Raw genomic sequence first — 17113 nt, 5'->3', positions numbered from 1 at the left:
GATGTGGCAAATTCTATCATCCACATTGAGCGTTTTAGGCATGGAAGCCGGCGGGGCTTGTGCCTAGACTGCGCCCCACATCGTGTCCGCCCCGGCGGACCCTTCAGCCGACAGCAACGAGGAGAGAGATAGATGGAAATCCAGAACAACGTATTCGTGGTGACCGGCGGCGGCTCGGGCCTGGGTGCTGCGACGGCGCAGATGATCGTCGCCAAGGGCGGCAAGGTCGTGCTGGCCGACGTGAACAAGGACGCCGGCGAAGCCCACGCCAAGGCTCTGGGCGCCAACGCCCGCTTCGTCGCCACCGACGTGACCGGCGAGGACAGCGCCAAGGCCGCCTTCGCCGCCGCCGTCGAGCTGGGCACCCTGCGCGGCCTGGTCAACTGTGCCGGCATCGCCCCGGCCGAGAAGGTCGTCGGCAAGGAAGGCGCCCACAAGCTGGAGTCCTTCGCCCGCACCATCAACATCAACCTGATCGGCACCTTCAACATGACCCGCCTGGCCGCGGAGATCATGAGCAAGAACGAACCCAACGCCGGCGGCGAGCGCGGCGTGATCGTCAGCACCGCCTCGGTGGCCGCTTTCGACGGCCAGCTCGGCCAGGCCGCCTACGCCGCTTCCAAGGGCGGCGTGGTCGCCATGACCCTGCCGATCGCCCGCGAGCTGTCCCGCACCGGCATCCGCGTGATGACCATCGCCCCCGGCATAATGGAAACCCCGATGCTGCTGGGCATGCCCGCCGAAGTGCAGGAAGCCCTCGGCAAGATGGTTCCTTTCCCCTCCCGCATGGGCAAGCCGGCCGAGTACGCCGCGCTGGTGGAACACATCTTCAGCAACAGCTACCTGAACGGCGAAGTGATCCGCCTAGACGGCGCCATCCGCATGGCCGCCAAGTAAGCCGGCCCCCGCGACGTAACAGCCTCCACCGAATTCAGAAAGATTCCACCATGAGCACCAACGATCCCGTCGTCATCGTCTCCGCCGCCCGTACCCCGATGGGTGGCTTCCAGGGCGACTTCGCCAGCCTCACCGCCGCCCAACTCGGCAGCGCAGCCATCAAGGCCGCCGTCGAGCGCGCCGGCATCTCCGCCGAAGCCGTCGAAGAAGTGATCTTCGGCTGTGTGCTGCCCGCCGGCCAGGGCCAGGCGCCGGCCCGCCAGGCTGCGCTGGGTGCCGGGCTGCCGCTGTCCACCGGCTGTACCACCGTCAACAAGATGTGCGGTTCCGGCATGAAGGCCACCATGCTCGCCCACGACCTGCTGCTGGCCGGCACCAACGAGGTGATGATCGCCGGCGGCATGGAATCCATGACCAACGCCCCCTACCTGCTGCCCAAGGCCCGCGGCGGCTACCGCCTCGGCCACGGCCAGGTGATGGACCACATGTTCCTCGACGGCCTTGAAGACGCCTACGAGAAGGGCCGCCTGATGGGCACCTTCGCCGAAGACTGCGCCGGCAACTACGGTTTCACCCGCGAAGCACAGGACGCCTACGCCATCGCCTCGACGACCCGCGCCCAGGCCGCCATCAAGGACGGCTCCTTCGAGTGGGAAATCACCCCCGTCACCGTTGCCGGCCGCAAGGGCGACGTGACCATCACCAGCGACGAGCAGCCGCCGAAGGCCAACATCGACAAGATCCCCAGCCTGAAGCCGGCTTTCCGCAAGGACGGCACCGTGACCCCGGCCAACTCCAGCTCCATCTCCGACGGCGCCGCCGCGCTGGTGCTGATGCGCGCCTCCACCGCCGCCGCCAAGGGCCTCAAGCCGATCGCCAAGATCGTCGGCCACAGCACCCACGCCCACCAGCCGAACCTGTTCGCCACCGCCCCGGTCGGCGCCATGCAGAAGCTGCTCGCCAAGACCGGCTGGACCACCGCCGACGTGGACCTGTGGGAGATCAACGAAGCCTTCGCCGTCGTCACCATGGCCGCCATCCACGACCTCAAGCTGGACCACGCCAAGGTCAACATCCACGGCGGCGCCTGCGCCCTCGGCCACCCCATCGGCGCGTCCGGCGCCCGCATCATCGCCACCCTGCTCGGCGCCCTCAAGAAGACCGGCGGCAAGCGCGGCATTGCCAGCCTGTGTATCGGCGGCGGCGAAGCGACCGCCCTGGCCGTCGAGATGCTCTAAGGAAAGGACACTCACGATGATCCTCACCCAAGAACAGGAAATGATCCGCGACTCCATGCGCGCCTTCGCGCAGGAGCGCCTCGCCCCCTTCGCCGCCGAATGGGACAAGAGCCACACCTTCCCCGCCCAGGCCCTCAAGGAACTCGGCGAACTCGGCGCCATGGGCATGGTGGTGCCCGAGGAGTGGGGCGGCGCCGGCATGGACTACATGAGCCTGGTCCTGACGCTGGAAGAGATTGCCGCCGGTGACGGCGCGACCTCCACCATCGTCTCGGTGCAGAACTCCCTGGCCTGCGGCATCACCCAGAAGTACGGCACCGACGCCCAGAAGGAAGAATGGCTGAAGCCCCTCGCCCGCGGCGAAAAGCTGGGCTGCTTCTGCCTCACCGAGCCCCACACCGGCTCCGACGCGGCGGCCATCACCACCCGCGCCGACCGTGACGGCGACCACTTCGTGCTGAACGGCGTCAAGCAGTTCATCACCACCGGCAAGCATGCCCACATGGCCATCGTCTTCGCCGTCACCGACAAGGCCGCCGGCAAGAAGGGCATCTCCTGCTTCCTGGTGCCCACCGCCACGCCGGGCTTCATCGTCGGCCGTACCGAAGACAAGATGGGCCAGCACGCCTCCGACACCGTGCAGATCATCCTCGAGGACTGCCGCGTGCCGGCCAGCGCCCTGCTCGGCAAGGAAGGCGAAGGCTACAAGATCGCCCTTTCGAACCTGGAAGCCGGCCGCATCGGCATCGCCGCCCAGAGCATCGGCATGGCCCGCGCCGCCTTCGAGGCCGCCATTCGCTACGCCAAGGAGCGCGTCACCTTCGGCGTGCCGATCATCGAGCACCAGGCAGTCAACTTCAAGCTGGCCGACATGAACACCCTGCTCGACGCTGCCCGCCTGATGGTGTGGCGTGCCGCCCAGTTGAAGGACGCCGGCAAGCCCTGCCTGAAGGAAGCCTCGATGGCCAAGATGTTCGCCTCCGAAGCCGCCGAGAAGATCGCCTCCGACGCCATCCAGATCCACGGCGGCGTCGGCTACACCAGCGACTTCCCGGTCGAGCGCATCTACCGCGATGTGCGCATCTGCCAGATCTACGAAGGTGCCAACGACATTCAGCGCCTGGTCATCGGCCGCAGCATCGCCGCCGAGTAAGGCCGGCTTCCATCCCCCTGCGAAGGCTTGAACCTGTGGGGGCTTGAACCTGTGGGGGCTTGAACCTGTGGGGGCTTGAACCTGTGGGGGCTTGAACCTGTGGGGGCTTGAACCTGTGGGGGCTTGAACCTGTGGGGGCTTGAACCTGTGGGGGCTTGAACCTGTGGGGGCTTGAACCTGTGGGGGCTTGAACCTGTGGGGGCTTGAACCTGTGGGGGCTTGAACCTGTGGGGGCTTGAACCTGTGGGGGCTTGAACCTGTGGGGGCGAATTCATTCGCCCTCGGAGGTCAATCCACCAGCGGTGGGCGAATGAATTCGCCCCCACGGGGAGCAGGCGTAGCGCCCCTCAGGAGTGCCCCCACCACCAGATCCAGCCTCGACAAAAGAACACCTCACGGAGGAGAACACCATGGGCCCACTCCACGGCGTGAAAATCGTCGAATTCGCCGCCCTCGGCCCCGCCCCGATGGGCGCCATGATCCTCGCCGACCTCGGCGCCGAGGTGGTGCGCATCGAACGCAAACCGCCCCCCAACGCCAAGCCCGGCTTCGAGATCTTCGATCCCAAGCTGGACATCCTCAACCGCAGCCGTCGCGTCGTGCGCCTCGACCTCAAGAAGGCCGAGGGCCTGGACGCCGCGCGGCGCCTGGTTGCTGGCGCCGACATCCTGATCGAGGGCTTCCGCCCCGGCGTGATGGAGCGCCTCGGCCTCGGCCCCGACGAGAGCCTGGCCGCCAATCCGCGCCTCGTCTATGGCCGCATGACCGGCTGGGGCCAGTACGGCCCCCTGTCCCAGAGCGCCGGCCACGACATCAACTACCTGTCCCTGTCCGGCGCGCTGCATGCCATCGGCGAGGCCGGCGGCAAGCCGGTGGTGCCGCTGAACCTGGTGGCCGACTGCGGCGGCGGCGCAATGCTGCTGGTCGTGGGTGTGCTGGCGGCGTTGACCGAAGCGCGCAGCTCCGGCCACGGTCAGGTGGTGGACGCCGCGATGACCGACGGCTCGGCGCTGCTGATGAGCATGATGTACACGCTGAAAGCCATGGGCCAGTGGTCGCAAGCACGCGGCACCAACCTGCTCGACGGTGGCGCGCCCTTCTACGACACCTACCGCTGTGCCGACGGCAAGTACATTTCCATCGGCCCCATCGAACCCCAGTTCTACGCGCTGTTCCTGCACAAGGCCGGCATCGACGACCCGGACTTCAGCCAGCAATGGGAGCGCAGCCGCTGGCCGGAGCTCAAGACGCGCCTCGCCACCCACCTCCAAACCCGCAGCCGCGACGCCTGGTGCGCGCTGCTGGAAGGCAGCGATGCCTGCGTGGCGCCCGTTCTGGACATGGACGAAGCGCCCGAACACCCGCACAATCGGGCTCGCGGCACCTTCATCGAGGTCGGCGGCGTCGTGCAGCCGGCCCCGGCCCCACGCTTCAGCCGCAGCATTCCCGCGCAGCCCCGTCCGCCGGTCGTCGATGGCGCCGGCGAGGACGTGCTCGCCGACTGGGGTTTCACCCCGGCGGAGATCGACGGGCTGCGCACGGCGGGGGCACTCTAATAAAACAGCGACAACAGGAGAACCAAGTGGAATATCAGAACATTCTCGTCGAGACCCGTGGCAAGGTCGGCCTGATCACCCTCAACCGTCCGAAGGCCCTCAACGCCCTCAATGACGCGCTGGTGGACGAACTGGGCGTGGCCCTCAACGGCTTCGAAGCCGACGAGAACATCGGCTGTGTCGTCATCACCGGCTCCGAAAAGGCCTTCGCGGCCGGCGCCGACATCACGATGATGGCCAACTTCAGCTACATGGACGCCTACAAGGGCGACTACATCACCCGCAACTGGGAACGCGTGAAGACCTGCCGCAAGCCGATCATCGCCGCGGTGGCCGGCTTCGCCCTCGGCGGCGGCTGCGAACTGGCGATGAGCTGCGACATGATCTTCGCCGCCGACACCGCCAAGTTCGGCCAGCCCGAAGTCAAGCTGGGCATCCTGCCCGGCGCTGGCGGCACCCAGCGCCTGCCCCGCGCCGTCGGCAAGGGCAAGGCCATGGACCTGTGTCTGACCGCCCGCATGATGGACGCCGCCGAAGCCGAGAAGTCCGGCCTCGTCGCCCGCGTGATCCCCGCCGACCAGCTGCTGGACGAAGCCCTCAAGGCGGCCGAGACCATCGCCGGCTACTCCCTGCCGGTGGTCATGATGATCAAGGAATCGGTAAACCGCGCCTTCGAGAGCAGCCTCAACGAAGGCCTGCTGTTCGAACGCCGCGTCTTCCATTCCGCCTTCGCGCTGGACGACCAGAAGGAAGGCATGGCCGCCTTCGTCGAGAAGCGCAAGCCGGAATTCAAGAACCAGTAAGCCTTGCCCTGAGTGGGGATTGGAAGGGGGCTGCGGCCCAAGCCCCTCTCAAAAACGGTTGATAATTTGAGACGGCAGAAAGCCTAGGTCGAAGCAAAAATCAGAAGCCCTCGTCGGAAACGGCGGGGGCTTTTGTTTGCCGGTCAGCCTCCGAGCATCCCCAGCAATTTCTTGGTGACGGGCCAGGCCAGTGGTGCGGTGAGGCAGTGGGCGACGGAGCAACGCTCCTCCCTTCCTGCAGCGTCTCCGTCCCCCGCGACGACGGCCCCATACAGGGACATCCGCCAGACAGTCAGCCCCGATCCGTCCCCGGCCATCGCCCCTTCGTATTCGAACGCCCCGCCGCCGAGGCTGCCCCCGACCTTCTCGGCGTTCTTGGCCATCATATCTTCGAACGGCCGGCGGGCGGCCTCGCCGAGAAACGCCGCACGCACGGCGAACTCCGGCCCTAACGCCAGCCCCCAATGAAGGAAGGCAAGGCCTCGCGTCATGTATTCGAATAGGGCTTCGAGCGCGCGGCCGTCCAGCGGAACCGTCATGCCGTGCTGCCACTGACCGCCGTTTTCCGACACGAGATACCGCTCCGCGCCGTCCGCCAACTCGCGGTGAAGCCTTTCGTTTTTCACCAGCCTTCCCGGCACCTGTTCGGTAAGGTTCCTGCCGGCCTCCCCGTGCCGTCCCCCGAACGGCATGACGGCCGTCAGGTAGTGTTCCAGTTTCGATTTCTCGTTGTTGCAGCGCTTGCAGGCCGGGACCTTGGGAAGGTTGCCCCTGTGCTCCGGCAGGACGAATTGCCTAGAAAGGACGTGGTCCCCGTCCGCCGACTCGGCTTCGAGACAATAGACGCACGGCTTGCCCTTGTATCCCTTTCCCATGGCGTTCGGCTAGGAGGCCGAGGGCTCGGGACGCGGCCAGATCTTGCAGATCGCCTCGCCTAGGGCCTTCCCTCGTTTGGCGATGGCGTCCTCGTCCCATGCTGTCGCGCCGTCGAAATGCCGGTTCAAACGCAGCACCGAGTTCCGATATTCGACCAGTTTCGACTCGAACGAGCCGTTGCTGGCGGCGGGGTTGAGGTATCGGTTCAGCAGGGTCAGGTTGCCGAGCGTTTGCAGGGTCGAGTTGCGGCCCCGGATGGCCTCGGCCAGCGGCGCCAGCTCACCTTCGGCCAGGTGCGGATACAAGGCCACGTTGGCGGGAATCGCCACGCCCTTCAACTTCCAATGGGCGTCCCATTTCTGCGGCAGGACATGCTCGATTTGCAGCCCGGCCGGAATGTCCAAGTTTTCGGTCTTCTTGTTCCGGAGGGCGGTTTCCAAGCGTTCGAGGATCAGCCGCAAGGCCGGGGTTTTGATCATCTTGAACATGGGGCGGGAGATGGCCTTCTCGACGACCTCGCCGTCCGTCGGCCAATGCCGGGTCGTTCCGCCGCCTTCCAGCAGCTTCTTGCGCAAGGCGGGGAGCACCGCCGCGCCGGACAGCCCGCGCAGGCTTCCGATCACGTCGACGAACAGCTTGTTGTATTCCTTCGTCTCCTCGCCCGTGAGCACGCGACGAGCGATGAACGACTCGACGGCGTCGAGGCACTCCTTCGCTTGCTCTTCGTCGAGGCCGGCCTCCAACTCCAAGAACATGATTAGGGGCAGAGCCGTGGAGACGTCGAAGTCCATCAGGACCCGCAGCAGGTCCGTGCAGAGCAGCTCCGAGGGGATCGCGGACTCGTAGCGTTGATACGCCTCGCCGTGGCGGGTGAAGTCCGCGAGCTCATCCTTAACCGTGGCGTAGCGCGGAGGATGGGCGGACACCCAGCGGCGATATTCCTCGTTCACCCGGCGGGCGTCGACCATCTGCCCGGTCTTCGCCATGAGGAAGAAGCGGAGGCCGAGGTCGAGCCTCGAATAGGTTCGGCCGCCCCGGCGGACATCCATACTCCAAAAGTCCGTCTCGAACTTGCTCCAATACTCGGCGAAGATTTCGTCGCGGTCGATCTGCTCCTTCTCCGCGCGCATGAAGATGAGGCTGCGCAGAAGGTCGGACTGCGTGAGCGGCTGGCCCTGGGAGTTGAGCGAATAGAAGATCTCCTTCGAATCGTCGCCCTCCGAGAGGGAGATTTCGACGACGCAGAAGTCCTGCTGCAAGGATTGAAGCAGCGCGAAAGCGGCCTCCTCCCGCGTCTTCGAGAACTCCGCGGCCGACGCGTCGATCCATGCCGAGATCATCTTGGAGAAATACAGGTAGCCCTCGGCGAGGTTGTTGCGAGGCTCCGGCTTGCGCTTCCTTGGCAGATACACGAGGGGATGCCTCTTGGAGACCTCCTCCGGGCTGCCAGCCGAGACGACGCTGCGGAAGGCGTCCCGGTTGAGCGTGGTCGGCCAGAGCTTGAAGAGCTCCTCGTCCGGCTTCTCCATCACGTCGGCGTCGGCGTTCTCCAAATAGCGCGTCGTCGTCCGGTCCAGCGTCTTCCACTCGTTCGCGCGGGCGATGTCGCGGTAGGCGCAGAACAGGAGTTGGAGCGTGGTGAGCCGCTGCTGCCCGTCGATGATGAGGAAGCGCTTCACCTCGCGCGGCGAGTTGGGCTTGACCCCTTCGATGATCAGAGCGCCTAGGTAATGCGGATTGGATTTTACGCCCTTGATCAGCAAGGCGGCCTTCTCGGCGACGTCCTCCCACAGGGTCGACCACTGCGGCGTTTCCTTCCAGACGTAGAGGCGCTGGAACATCGGCACGACGTATCGAAGCTGCGAGTTGAATAAGGTGTCGAGCGATCTCGGATTCGCTTGCATTCAGGGCTCCCATTGTTATTCCTAGATGGTAACCCGACGGGATAGCAATGAAATGAAAAAGCCTATTTCGTTGACGCCTCCACCAGCAAGAACCAGCAGGCGTCAGCCCGGCAACAGCACGGGATCGCGGCGGCGCCGGGCGATCCGGCAACTGCCCAGGGCCACGGCAGTCAAACCGCCCGCCATGGCCAACCCCCCCCACGCCGTCTGCCCCCGCTCGGGCGGCGCCGACACAGCCGATACCACAAGTTCATCGACCACCGTCAGCAACTCGGCGCGCCAGCTCATCAGCTCGGTCTTCAGCCGTTCCAGCTCGGCACGACCCTGCCGCACTTCACGCTGCGCTGCCTTCACGGCATTGCGCTGGATCGCTTTGCGTTGCGTCTTGATCTGCCGCTCCAGCACGGCAATGCGTCCGTTCAGCTTCCGCAGCTGGGGATTGCGCCGGATCAAGGGTGGCGCAAAGGTCCGCTCCATGTCGCGGATCTCGCCGCGTAGCTCGGCCACCCGGTCGGCAATCAGCGTCAGCCGCGCGTCGTCCGCCCCCAGGCCATCGCGCGTACCCGACGCCAGCGCCACCTGGATCTCCTGCAGACGCGCCTCGGCTTCGCCCAACTCCGCCCCCGCCGCCTCCAGGGCGCCCGCCACCGCCCGGAGGCGCGTCACCGCCTGGCCCTCTTCCCGGTACACATCCAGCACACTATCGAGAACGGCCGCCAGATACGCGGGGTCGCTGCCCGTGGCCTGCAACGCGATGATGCCGCTCGCCGGCAGCACCTCGACCCTCAGCAGCGCCTGCAACGCGGACACCTCCAGAGATGCGCCGCCGCCCCGGTCCAGACGCGCCGCCACTTTCTCCAGCAAGACACGACTGACGAGTTCCTCGGCCGGATTGCTGAGCTGCTTCTGCCGCTGATCGGCGACAACCGGCAGCCTGACCCGCACAACGGCCCGATATTCGACCGAATGCAGCGCGCTCCACGCCCACCCCAACATCACTGCCAGCAGCAGGATCGCCGGGACAAGCACACGCGGCCGGACACGCCGGCACGCACAGGAAAGGGACATCGCGTATCGTTCAAGCGCACAACGCAGCGCAACGGGAAAAGGCATGGGCAGCTCACCGAAACAATCGCCGCAAAGCGATTCGAAGAACGGCGCCCATCAGCCTGAGCATCATCGGAACAGGGCTGCAGGCACCGGATTGGATGACGTTATCATCCTGCACCCCATGAGATAAACAGGCACGTTGCCCAAAGCAGCCTGGCCCATTCTCCGCATGTCCCGCACATCGGCGAATCCGATCCGCCGCCTCCGCAATTCGATTCGCAAGCCCGCGTGAAGGATTCGCAGCCTCGCGAATTCGATTTGCCGCTCGGTGAATACGATTCGCCAATCTGTCGATTCGATTCGCGCCCAACCAGGATTGAACCGCAAGCCGGTGGACAGATAAGAAAACGGCGGCCCTTGGGCCGCCGTTTTGCGTGGTTGGGGAACGACGAGACGAACGGGCCGGACTTACTTCACCTCCAGCACGCCCTCGTCCCACTTGGCGTGCTTTTCCAGCCCGAGCAGGTTGGCGACGGTGGCGGCGATGCTGGACAGGCCGGCGGTCGGAGTCTGCTTGAGGCCCAGCTTGCCGCCGCTGACGTTGTCGTAGAGGATCAGCGGCACCGGGTTGAGGGTGTGCGCGGTCTTGGCCTTGAAGGAGCCGTCCTTGTTGAGGGCGGGCTGCTTGGTCTTCTTGTCCAGCTCGAACATTTCGTCGGCGTTGCCGTGGTCGGCGGTGATCAATGCCACCCCGCCAGCGGCGTCGATGACCGGCAGCAGGCGCGACAGGGCCAGGTCGACGGCCTCGATGGCAATCGCCGCAGCCTGGAAATTGCCGGTGTGGCCGACCATGTCGCCGTTGGCGTAGTTGCAGCGCAGGATCTTGTACTGGCCGGACTGCAGCGCGGCGATCAGCGCGTCGGTGATCTCGGCGGCCTTCATCCACGGACGCTGCTCGAAGGGCACCACATCGCTGGGGACTTCCTGCCAGGTTTCGCCGTCGAACTTGCCGGAGCGGTTGCCGTTCCAGAAGTAGGTCACGTGGCCGAACTTCTGCGTCTCGGAGCACGCGAACTGGGCCAGGCCGGCCTTGCTGAACCATTCGCCGGAGGTGTCCTTGATGGCCGGCGGGGCCACCAGGAAGCGCTTCGGCAGCTGCAGGTCGCCGTCGTACTGGAGCATGCCGGCGTAGGTGACCTTGGGGTGGCGCACGCGGTCGAACTTGTCGAAGTCGTCCTCGACGAAGGCGCGGGTGATCTCGATGGCCCGGTCGCCGCGGAAGTTGTAGAAGACGACCGAGTCGCCGTCCTCGATGGTGCCGATGGGCTTGCCGCCGTCGGCGATGACGAATTCCGGCAGATCCTGGTCGATGGTGCCCGGGTGACGCTCGCGCAGGCCGTTGATGGCGTCAGTAGCGTTGGCGAACTGGGCACCTTCGCCGAGCACGTGGGTCTTCCAGCCTTTGGCAACCATCGGCCAGTTGGCGTCGTAGCGGTCCATGGTGATGTACTGGCGGCCGCCGCCGGAGGCGATGCGGGCGTCGAAGCCCTCGGTGCTGATCTCGGCCAGGAAGGCCTCGAAGGGCACCACGTATTCCAGCGCGCTGGTCTCGGGCACGTCGCGGCCGTCGATGAGCGCATGGATGCGCACGGTCTTCACGCCTTCGGCCTTGGCCTGCACGACCATCGCCTTCAGGTGGTCGATGTGACTGTGCACATTGCCGTCGGAGAACAGGCCGATGAAGTGGATCGTGCCCTCCTTGCCGTTCGCGCCGGCCTTGGCCCCCGCGACGATCTCCTTCCACGCGTCACCCGCCCAGATCGCGCCGTCGGCAATCGCGTTGGCGACCAGCGCCGCACCTTGTGCATACACCTGGCCGGCGCCGATGGCGTTGTGGCCGACCTCCGAGTTGCCCATGTCATCGTCGGACGGCATGCCGACGGCGGTGCCGTGGGCGCGCAGGGAGATGTTCGGATAGTTGGCGAACAGACGGTCGAGGGTCGGCTTGCGGGCGGCGGCGATGGCGCTGCCCGCAGCGTTCTTGGGCAGGCCGTAACCGTCCATGACGATCACGACAACCGGCCCGGCCACACCGGGGAAGGCGGGGTATTTCTGCAGCATGTTCACTTCCTTGATGAAAATTCGGGGTTCGGCCTCACCCTTCGACGCTGCGAAGGGCGGGCATCAGCACATCGATCTCGGCGGCACTCTTCCTGGGCCCGGCGGGCGCCAAGCCGGCATAAACGGACAAGTCTTCGGCATTCGGGCGCCCCACCAGCGCCGCCAGATCGGAGAAACGCAAGCCCTGGCGCACCAGCCAGGCGGTGCAAGTATGCCGCAAAGCCTCCGGCGTGATGCCTGCGGCATTGGCCAGACCGCCATCGAAGGCGGCGCAGGCAAGCATGGACTGGACATCCGCGACGCTCAGCACGGCCCCACCGGCCCCCTGCAGCAGGGCTGCGTCGGGCGTCCGCTCCGCCGCCGTCAGGCTCCGCAGCAGCCAGGCGGGCACGGGGATGGTACGGGGCGCGGCACCACCGACCTCAAGGGTCGCGGCAGCGGCATCCAGATCGGCCCGACGCAGGGCCAGCGCCTCCTCCGTACTCAGGCCGAGAAGCAACACCGCAACGACATCGCGCGCCTCGCCGGGGGCCGCCGCCAGCAGCGCGGCCAACTCGTCCTGGCGCAGCTCCCGCAGGGTCGCTGCGCTGCCCGGCAGCAGGCCCGCAGCCAGCGCCGCCCCAGCCGGCGGCAGGCTGGCGATCGGGTTCGCCGCCAACATGCCCTGGGGCATACCCGGCACGCCCCAGGGCTGGGGGATGATGACGGTGGTGTTGAGCGGAGCCTTGGCTGGCGGCTGCCGGTTGAACAGCTCGACGAACCAGATCGACAGCAAGCCCAGGCCGAAGGCCAGTCCGAGCACGCTCAGGCCATCGCGCACGTAATCGGGCCGGAAAGCCGACTGGGGCACATTGGCGGCCTCCACCAGACTCAGGGACGGCAGGCGGCTGTGCTCGTTGGCCTCCATCCGGGTCAAACGCTCCAGGGCCTCCCGGCCGGCTTTTTCGATCTGGGCCAGATCGTCCTCCAGCGCCTTGGCCTGCACGAAACGCTGGGAGAAATTCTGGACGGATGCACGCTGGGTGGTGATCTGTGCCTGCAGCTGTTCCGCCGTGGCGCGGGCGCTGCTCACTTCTTCCTGAGCGGCGGCAAGGGCGGCCTGCTGCCCACCGGCCCGCTGGCTCTCGATCTGGCGCTCCAGTTCCGTGATCCGCGAACGCTGCGCACGGGCGCGCGGATCCATGTTCAGGAAGGCCGGCGTATAGGTGCGCTCCAGGTCGCGGTATTCCTCGCGCAACTGGGACAGGCGCGTCTCCATGCCGGCCAGGGTCGGGTCGTCTTTCGGCTGCGAACCCCATTTGCCGGACGCAATGCTCTCCTTCAGGGCCCGCAGGCGGGCTTCGGCGACGGCGAGCTTTTCGGTGGCGGTGCTGAGGGACCCGCTCAAGCCCTTCATCCTGGCCACCGCATCGTTCTCATCCCGCTCGGACGAGAGCATGCCGTTCTTCGCCCGGAACGCATCCAGGCGGGCCCGCCGTTCGATGGCGGCCTTCGACAGGGACGCCGCCTCTTCCCGCGCCCGGGTGAGCCCTTCGCTGGCGGCCGCGCCGAACGAGGCCTTCATCTCTTCCTTGTACTGTTCGATGAGGGTATTCAGCGCGGCGGCCAGCAGTTCCGGCCTGGGACCGATCGCCTGTAATTCGATGACCCCGGTGCCCTCCACCGGCTCGGCACCGATCATGGCCTGCAACTGGGCGGCCGGATCGCCGGCCGCCAGCGGGAATCCACCGCTGGCCAGAACCCGGGCCACCTTGTCCAGCAGCGGACGGCTGGTCAGGACCTGCACCTGGGTCAGCACGTCGGCCTGACCACCGTCGCCGCCGCCCGGCGCGGCATCGGCCCGCGGAACGTCGATCCCGGCGGTGAACTGCACGCGGGCGGTCGCCCGATACTCCGGGGCACGCAGAAAGTTCCACACGAGACCGGGCAGCAGGATCAGCAGGAATACCACCGAAAAAACCCGCAGGCGGCGCAGGTTGCTGCGCCGGGTCGCCTGCACGCCATCGCTGTCGGGCGTGACATCGAGTTCTAGGAAGGAACGCAGCGCAGACACGATCTGCATGATGGGGTCACCCGCGAGTGGTCAAGGGAAATCCAGGCTTTGCCCCGGACAAATCGAGCGCGAATCTTCGGCGCCCCGCGGGGCGCCGGTCAAGCCATCACGCCACGGCACAGGAACGCGCATCCGGTCGATCATCGACGCGGGGCCGGAACTGCCGCCGATCCCGATAATAATCCGCGCTTTCGCTGTCCGGCGTAACACCCGGAATGCCCAGCAAGGGCAAGGGCCGAAGGCTGCGCGGCGTCAGTCCGCCGGCCACCGCGGCAAGATGGGCCGCCAGCCAGGCGTCGGCCTCGGCCTGGCGCTGCTCGGTGGGCAGGCCGAACCAGGCTTCATCCACCTGACGGTAGATGGCCTTGCCACACAGGCCGACGAAGGGCGCACGCAGCTGGTCCCAGCTGGCATGGCCGAAGATCAGGAAACAGGTGCTGGCCACAAGGCGCTGGCGGTGGCGCCAGAACGCCTCCTCCCATTCATGGGCGGCCAGCAGTCGCAGGAGTTCCGCATCCGACCCGACCACCAGCACCCCGCATTCGTCGAACTGGGTCAGCGCGTCGCGCAGCGGGCCGCGGCCGCCCAGGCCGGCGGCGGAACGCTCCTCGATGGCCTGCAGATGGAGCCGGTTGCAGGCGGATTTGGTACGCGGCCATACGCACCAGGCCAGCGCATTGAAGAAGTCGTGCCAGTCGTCGGGACGCGTCGGCACGGCGTCATGACGGGCAATGTAAGCCTCGTAGGCGATGTCTTCCTGCGGTGCAACGAAGCGCAGACGGCGGACGTCGGCGCCCACCGTCGCCTCGGCATAGAGGGCGTCGAGTTCAGCGAGCCCGGGCAGGCCGGGCGCCGGGAAACGCGCCAGCAGAACGGCCAGTCCGTCGAACAGCGCACGCTGGGCCAGGGCCGCCGGTGCTGCGTCAGCAGCGACGATCATTCGGCAGGCTTGATCGGCCTGGATTCGGCCTCGGTCTTGGCCTCGATGAATTCCAGCGTGTCGTTCTTGCGCGTGAAGGTGCCAACGAGCCGTCCGGGTGGCTCTTCCGGATGCTCGTCCCAGCGCTGGAACTGGCACTTCTCGGTGCCGGCGAGATACCAGTTCTTGCCCTGCTTGAGGGCCCACAGATAGTCGCCGGCCTCGTAGACCTCCATCTTCACCGCACCGGCAACGCCCGGCTTGATCTCGTAGCGGCGCATGCAGGTAGGCATGCGCGACACGACGATGGACTGGGCCACCTCATCGCTCCAGAACCAGCGCTGCTCGCGCAGCAGGGCGATGGAGTGGTCCTTGCCTTCGATGAGGAAGGCGATGCCGTCGTTCTCGCAGGCGGAGAGCAGCGGAACGGCGGCGAGGATCAGCAGCGTCTTGAGGGCGGAGGTCGCGCGCATCGTCGTCTCGGGAAAGGACTCAGACCAGTTTCCAGTGGATCTGCTCGCCACCGCGCAGCGGCACCAGCGGGTCGCCCGGCAGGTAGTCGAGGCCGGCCGGCACGTCCCAGCTTTCCTTGCGCAGCGTGATCGTGTCGGTGTTGCGCGGCAGTCGGTAGAAGTCCGGGCCGTTGAAGCTGGCGAAGGCTTCCAGCTTGTCCAGCGCACCGGCCTGCTCGAAGGCTTCCGCGTACAACTCGATGCCGGCGTGGGCGGTGTAGCAACCAGCGCAGCCACAGGCAGACTCCTTGGTCGTCTTGGCGTGGGGCGCCGAGTCGGTGCCGAGGAAGAACTTGGTGCTGCCGGACGTGGCGACCTTCACCAGCGCCTCCCGGTGGGTCTCGCGCTTGAGAACCGGCAGGCAATAGTGATGCGGCCGGATGCCGCCGGCAAAGATCGCATTGCGGTTGAGCAGCAGGTGGTGGGCGGTGATCGTGGCGCCCACGTTGGCCCCCGCTTCGCTTACAAACTGCGCCGCGTCGGCCGTCGTGATGTGCTCGAAGACGATGCGCAGGGTCGGGTAGCGCGCTGCAAGCGGCGCCAGTACGCGATCGATAAAGACGCGCTCGCGATCAAAGATATCAACGTCAGCATGGGTTACCTCGCCATGAACACAGAGAACGATGCCCGCCTCGGCCATCCGTTCGAGCGCGGGATAGACCTTGGCGATGTCGGTGACGCCCGCGTCCGAGTTGGTCGTCGCGCCGGCCGGGTAGAGCTTGGCGGCGGGGATGAAGCCGCTGGCGGCGGCCTTGTCGATCTCTTCGGGCTTGAGGCTATCAGTGAGGTACAACGTCATCAGCGGCGCGAACTTGAGGCCGGCCGGGACAGCGGCGAGGATGCGCTCCCGGTAGGCCGCGGCCTGCTCCACACTGGTCACCGGCGGCTTCAGGTTGGGCATGATCAGCGCGCGGCCGAAGCGGCGGGCGGTGTCGGGCACCACCGCGGCCAGGGCGGCGCCGTCACGCACGTGCAGGTGCCAGTCGTCGGGGCGGGTAAGGGTCAGGTTCGGCATGGCGAATATCCGTCGGCAGATGACTAATTCACCATTTTAGCAGCCCCGCCCGGGCCACCTGCGGCTTTCAGCCGCGCTTGCGTCCGGTGAGCATGGCCCGCACGAGGTTTTCGTGCTGCAGGCGGCTCATCACCACCACGCCGGCCAGGTGCACCGCCACGCAGCCCAGCAGCACGTTCGCCAGCCCCTGATGGAGGTCGATCAGCCAGTCGTCCCCCCAGAAGGCATCCAGGCGCGCCATCCAGCCCGTCACGCCGAGGGCGACGATCAGCCCCCACAGCAGGTAGGCCATCCACTGCCCGAGCGGATTGTGGCCCTGGCCGGCATGGCCCTTCCCGTGCAACAGATCGGCCAGGTGCGCGCGGATCGCCCGCCAGCCGGGCAACGGCAGGGCGGCGGTCGATCCGGCCCGGGCCAGCAGCCCGTGCCCGAGGCGCAGCAGCACCAGCCCCGCAGCCACGTAGCCGGCGAGCCGGTGAATCTCTCCGCTCTCGTTGAAGGAATTGAACAGCACCAGCCCCGCCACGCTCCAGTGGGTCAGCCGGACGAGACGGTCCCACACGGGACGCTGGCGCACTTCTCTACCCATGGATTACTTCTCGATCTCGGCCTTCACGATGGCCAGGGTCTTGGTGTCGAAATAGATCTCGACCTTCTTGCCTTCCTTGTTCTTGCCATAGATCTCGTAGCACGAGCCCTCGATCTTGAACTTGCGGACCTCGTACTGGGCTTCCAGCCGGGCCTTGGCCTCCGCCTCGGGAATCCATTCGGACTTGGGGTGGGGCTCACACTTGGCACCGGCAAAGGCGACAGCCGGCAACAGGGCGATGGTGAAGGCGAACAGGGTGGAACGCATGGCGAATACCTTTCATGAGCCGGTCGAGGCCGGGATTGATGGGAACGAATCCGACATTAGCATCAACGCGAATAGTTCTCAATAGCAAAATAACGAGCCGACAAAGCCGGCGCATGGCCTGTATCCTTGGAAGCAGCGGCGCACGGACGCACCGCCCGGA

Annotated in this window: 15 protein-coding genes; 5 read left to right on the top strand and 10 right to left on the bottom strand. The window is 66.4% G+C overall.

Going from position 1 to position 17113, the window contains the following annotated elements:
* Positions 1-132 precede the first annotated feature (132 nt).
* The 5 genes from B4920_RS01300 to B4920_RS01280 all read left to right on the top strand — a co-directional run bounded on the left by B4920_RS01300 (position 133) and on the right by B4920_RS01280 (position 5647).
* Positions 133-897 (top strand): 3-hydroxyacyl-CoA dehydrogenase, encoded by a 765-nt coding sequence (locus tag B4920_RS01300; RefSeq protein ID WP_079432790.1) that lies wholly within the window; start codon positions 133-135, stop codon positions 895-897.
* A gap of 50 nt (positions 898-947) precedes the next feature.
* Positions 948-2135: an acetyl-CoA C-acetyltransferase gene (locus tag B4920_RS01295; RefSeq protein ID WP_079432789.1), complete on the top strand. Its 1188-nt coding sequence runs from the start codon at positions 948-950 to the stop codon at positions 2133-2135.
* A gap of 16 nt (positions 2136-2151) precedes the next feature.
* On the top strand, positions 2152-3288 hold the full coding sequence (locus tag B4920_RS01290) for an acyl-CoA dehydrogenase (RefSeq protein WP_079432788.1): 1137 nt from the start codon (positions 2152-2154) through the stop codon (positions 3286-3288).
* A gap of 410 nt (positions 3289-3698) precedes the next feature.
* The gene (locus B4920_RS01285; protein ID WP_079432787.1) at positions 3699-4844 is read left to right on the top strand and encodes a CaiB/BaiF CoA-transferase family protein; all 1146 of its coding nucleotides are present in this window, start codon (positions 3699-3701) and stop codon (positions 4842-4844) included.
* Between the two features lie 26 nt (positions 4845-4870).
* A complete protein-coding gene (locus B4920_RS01280; RefSeq protein ID WP_079432786.1) occupies positions 4871-5647 on the top strand; it encodes an enoyl-CoA hydratase in 777 nt (258 codons plus the stop codon).
* 143 nt (positions 5648-5790) lie between these two features.
* Here the strand turns inward: B4920_RS01280 and B4920_RS01275 are convergent, their stop codons facing one another.
* The 10 genes from B4920_RS01275 to B4920_RS01230 all read right to left on the bottom strand — a co-directional run bounded on the left by B4920_RS01275 (position 5791) and on the right by B4920_RS01230 (position 16953).
* Positions 5791-6522 (bottom strand): HNH endonuclease signature motif containing protein, encoded by a 732-nt coding sequence (locus tag B4920_RS01275; RefSeq protein ID WP_079432785.1) that lies wholly within the window; start codon positions 6520-6522, stop codon positions 5791-5793.
* A 9-nt stretch (positions 6523-6531) separates the two neighbouring features.
* Positions 6532-8427 carry a DUF262 domain-containing protein gene (locus B4920_RS01270; RefSeq protein WP_079432784.1) on the bottom strand — a complete coding sequence of 632 codons (1896 nt, stop codon included), beginning with the start codon at positions 8425-8427 and terminating at the stop codon, positions 6532-6534.
* Positions 8428-8529: 102 nt separating this feature from the next.
* Entirely contained in the window at positions 8530-9540 is a 1011-nt protein-coding gene (locus B4920_RS01265) for a hypothetical protein (protein WP_139379400.1), read from the bottom strand.
* Positions 9541-9945: 405 nt separating this feature from the next.
* On the bottom strand, positions 9946-11598 hold the full coding sequence (gpmI, locus tag B4920_RS01260; RefSeq protein WP_079432782.1) for a 2,3-bisphosphoglycerate-independent phosphoglycerate mutase: 1653 nt from the start codon (positions 11596-11598) through the stop codon (positions 9946-9948).
* Positions 11599-11632: 34 nt separating this feature from the next.
* Positions 11633-13660, bottom strand: coding sequence for a tyrosine-type recombinase/integrase (locus tag B4920_RS01255; protein ID WP_079432781.1), 2028 nt, complete (start codon positions 13658-13660; stop codon positions 11633-11635).
* A gap of 97 nt (positions 13661-13757) precedes the next feature.
* On the bottom strand, positions 13758-14591 hold the full coding sequence (locus B4920_RS01250) for a DUF3025 domain-containing protein (protein ID WP_079432780.1): 834 nt from the start codon (positions 14589-14591) through the stop codon (positions 13758-13760).
* Positions 14588-15043: a hypothetical protein gene (locus tag B4920_RS01245; RefSeq protein ID WP_216819707.1), complete on the bottom strand. Its 456-nt coding sequence runs from the start codon at positions 15041-15043 to the stop codon at positions 14588-14590. Before B4920_RS01245 ends, B4920_RS01250 begins: the two co-directional genes overlap by 4 nt.
* Before the next feature lie 19 nt (positions 15044-15062).
* Positions 15063-16097, bottom strand: coding sequence for a dihydroorotase (gene pyrC / locus B4920_RS01240; protein WP_079432779.1), 1035 nt, complete (start codon positions 16095-16097; stop codon positions 15063-15065).
* 67 nt (positions 16098-16164) lie between these two features.
* Positions 16165-16686 (bottom strand): cytochrome b/b6 domain-containing protein, encoded by a 522-nt coding sequence (locus B4920_RS01235; RefSeq protein WP_079432778.1) that lies wholly within the window; start codon positions 16684-16686, stop codon positions 16165-16167.
* A 3-nt stretch (positions 16687-16689) separates the two neighbouring features.
* Entirely contained in the window at positions 16690-16953 is a 264-nt protein-coding gene (locus B4920_RS01230) for a PepSY domain-containing protein (RefSeq protein ID WP_079432777.1), read from the bottom strand.
* Positions 16954-17113 lie beyond the last annotated feature (160 nt).

Source organism: Zoogloea sp. LCSB751, assembly GCF_002028455.1.
Lineage (GTDB): Bacteria > Pseudomonadota > Gammaproteobacteria > Burkholderiales > Rhodocyclaceae > Zoogloea.
Note: the sequence above shows the minus strand (reverse complement) of the source record. Positions and strands in the feature narration are given on the sequence as shown.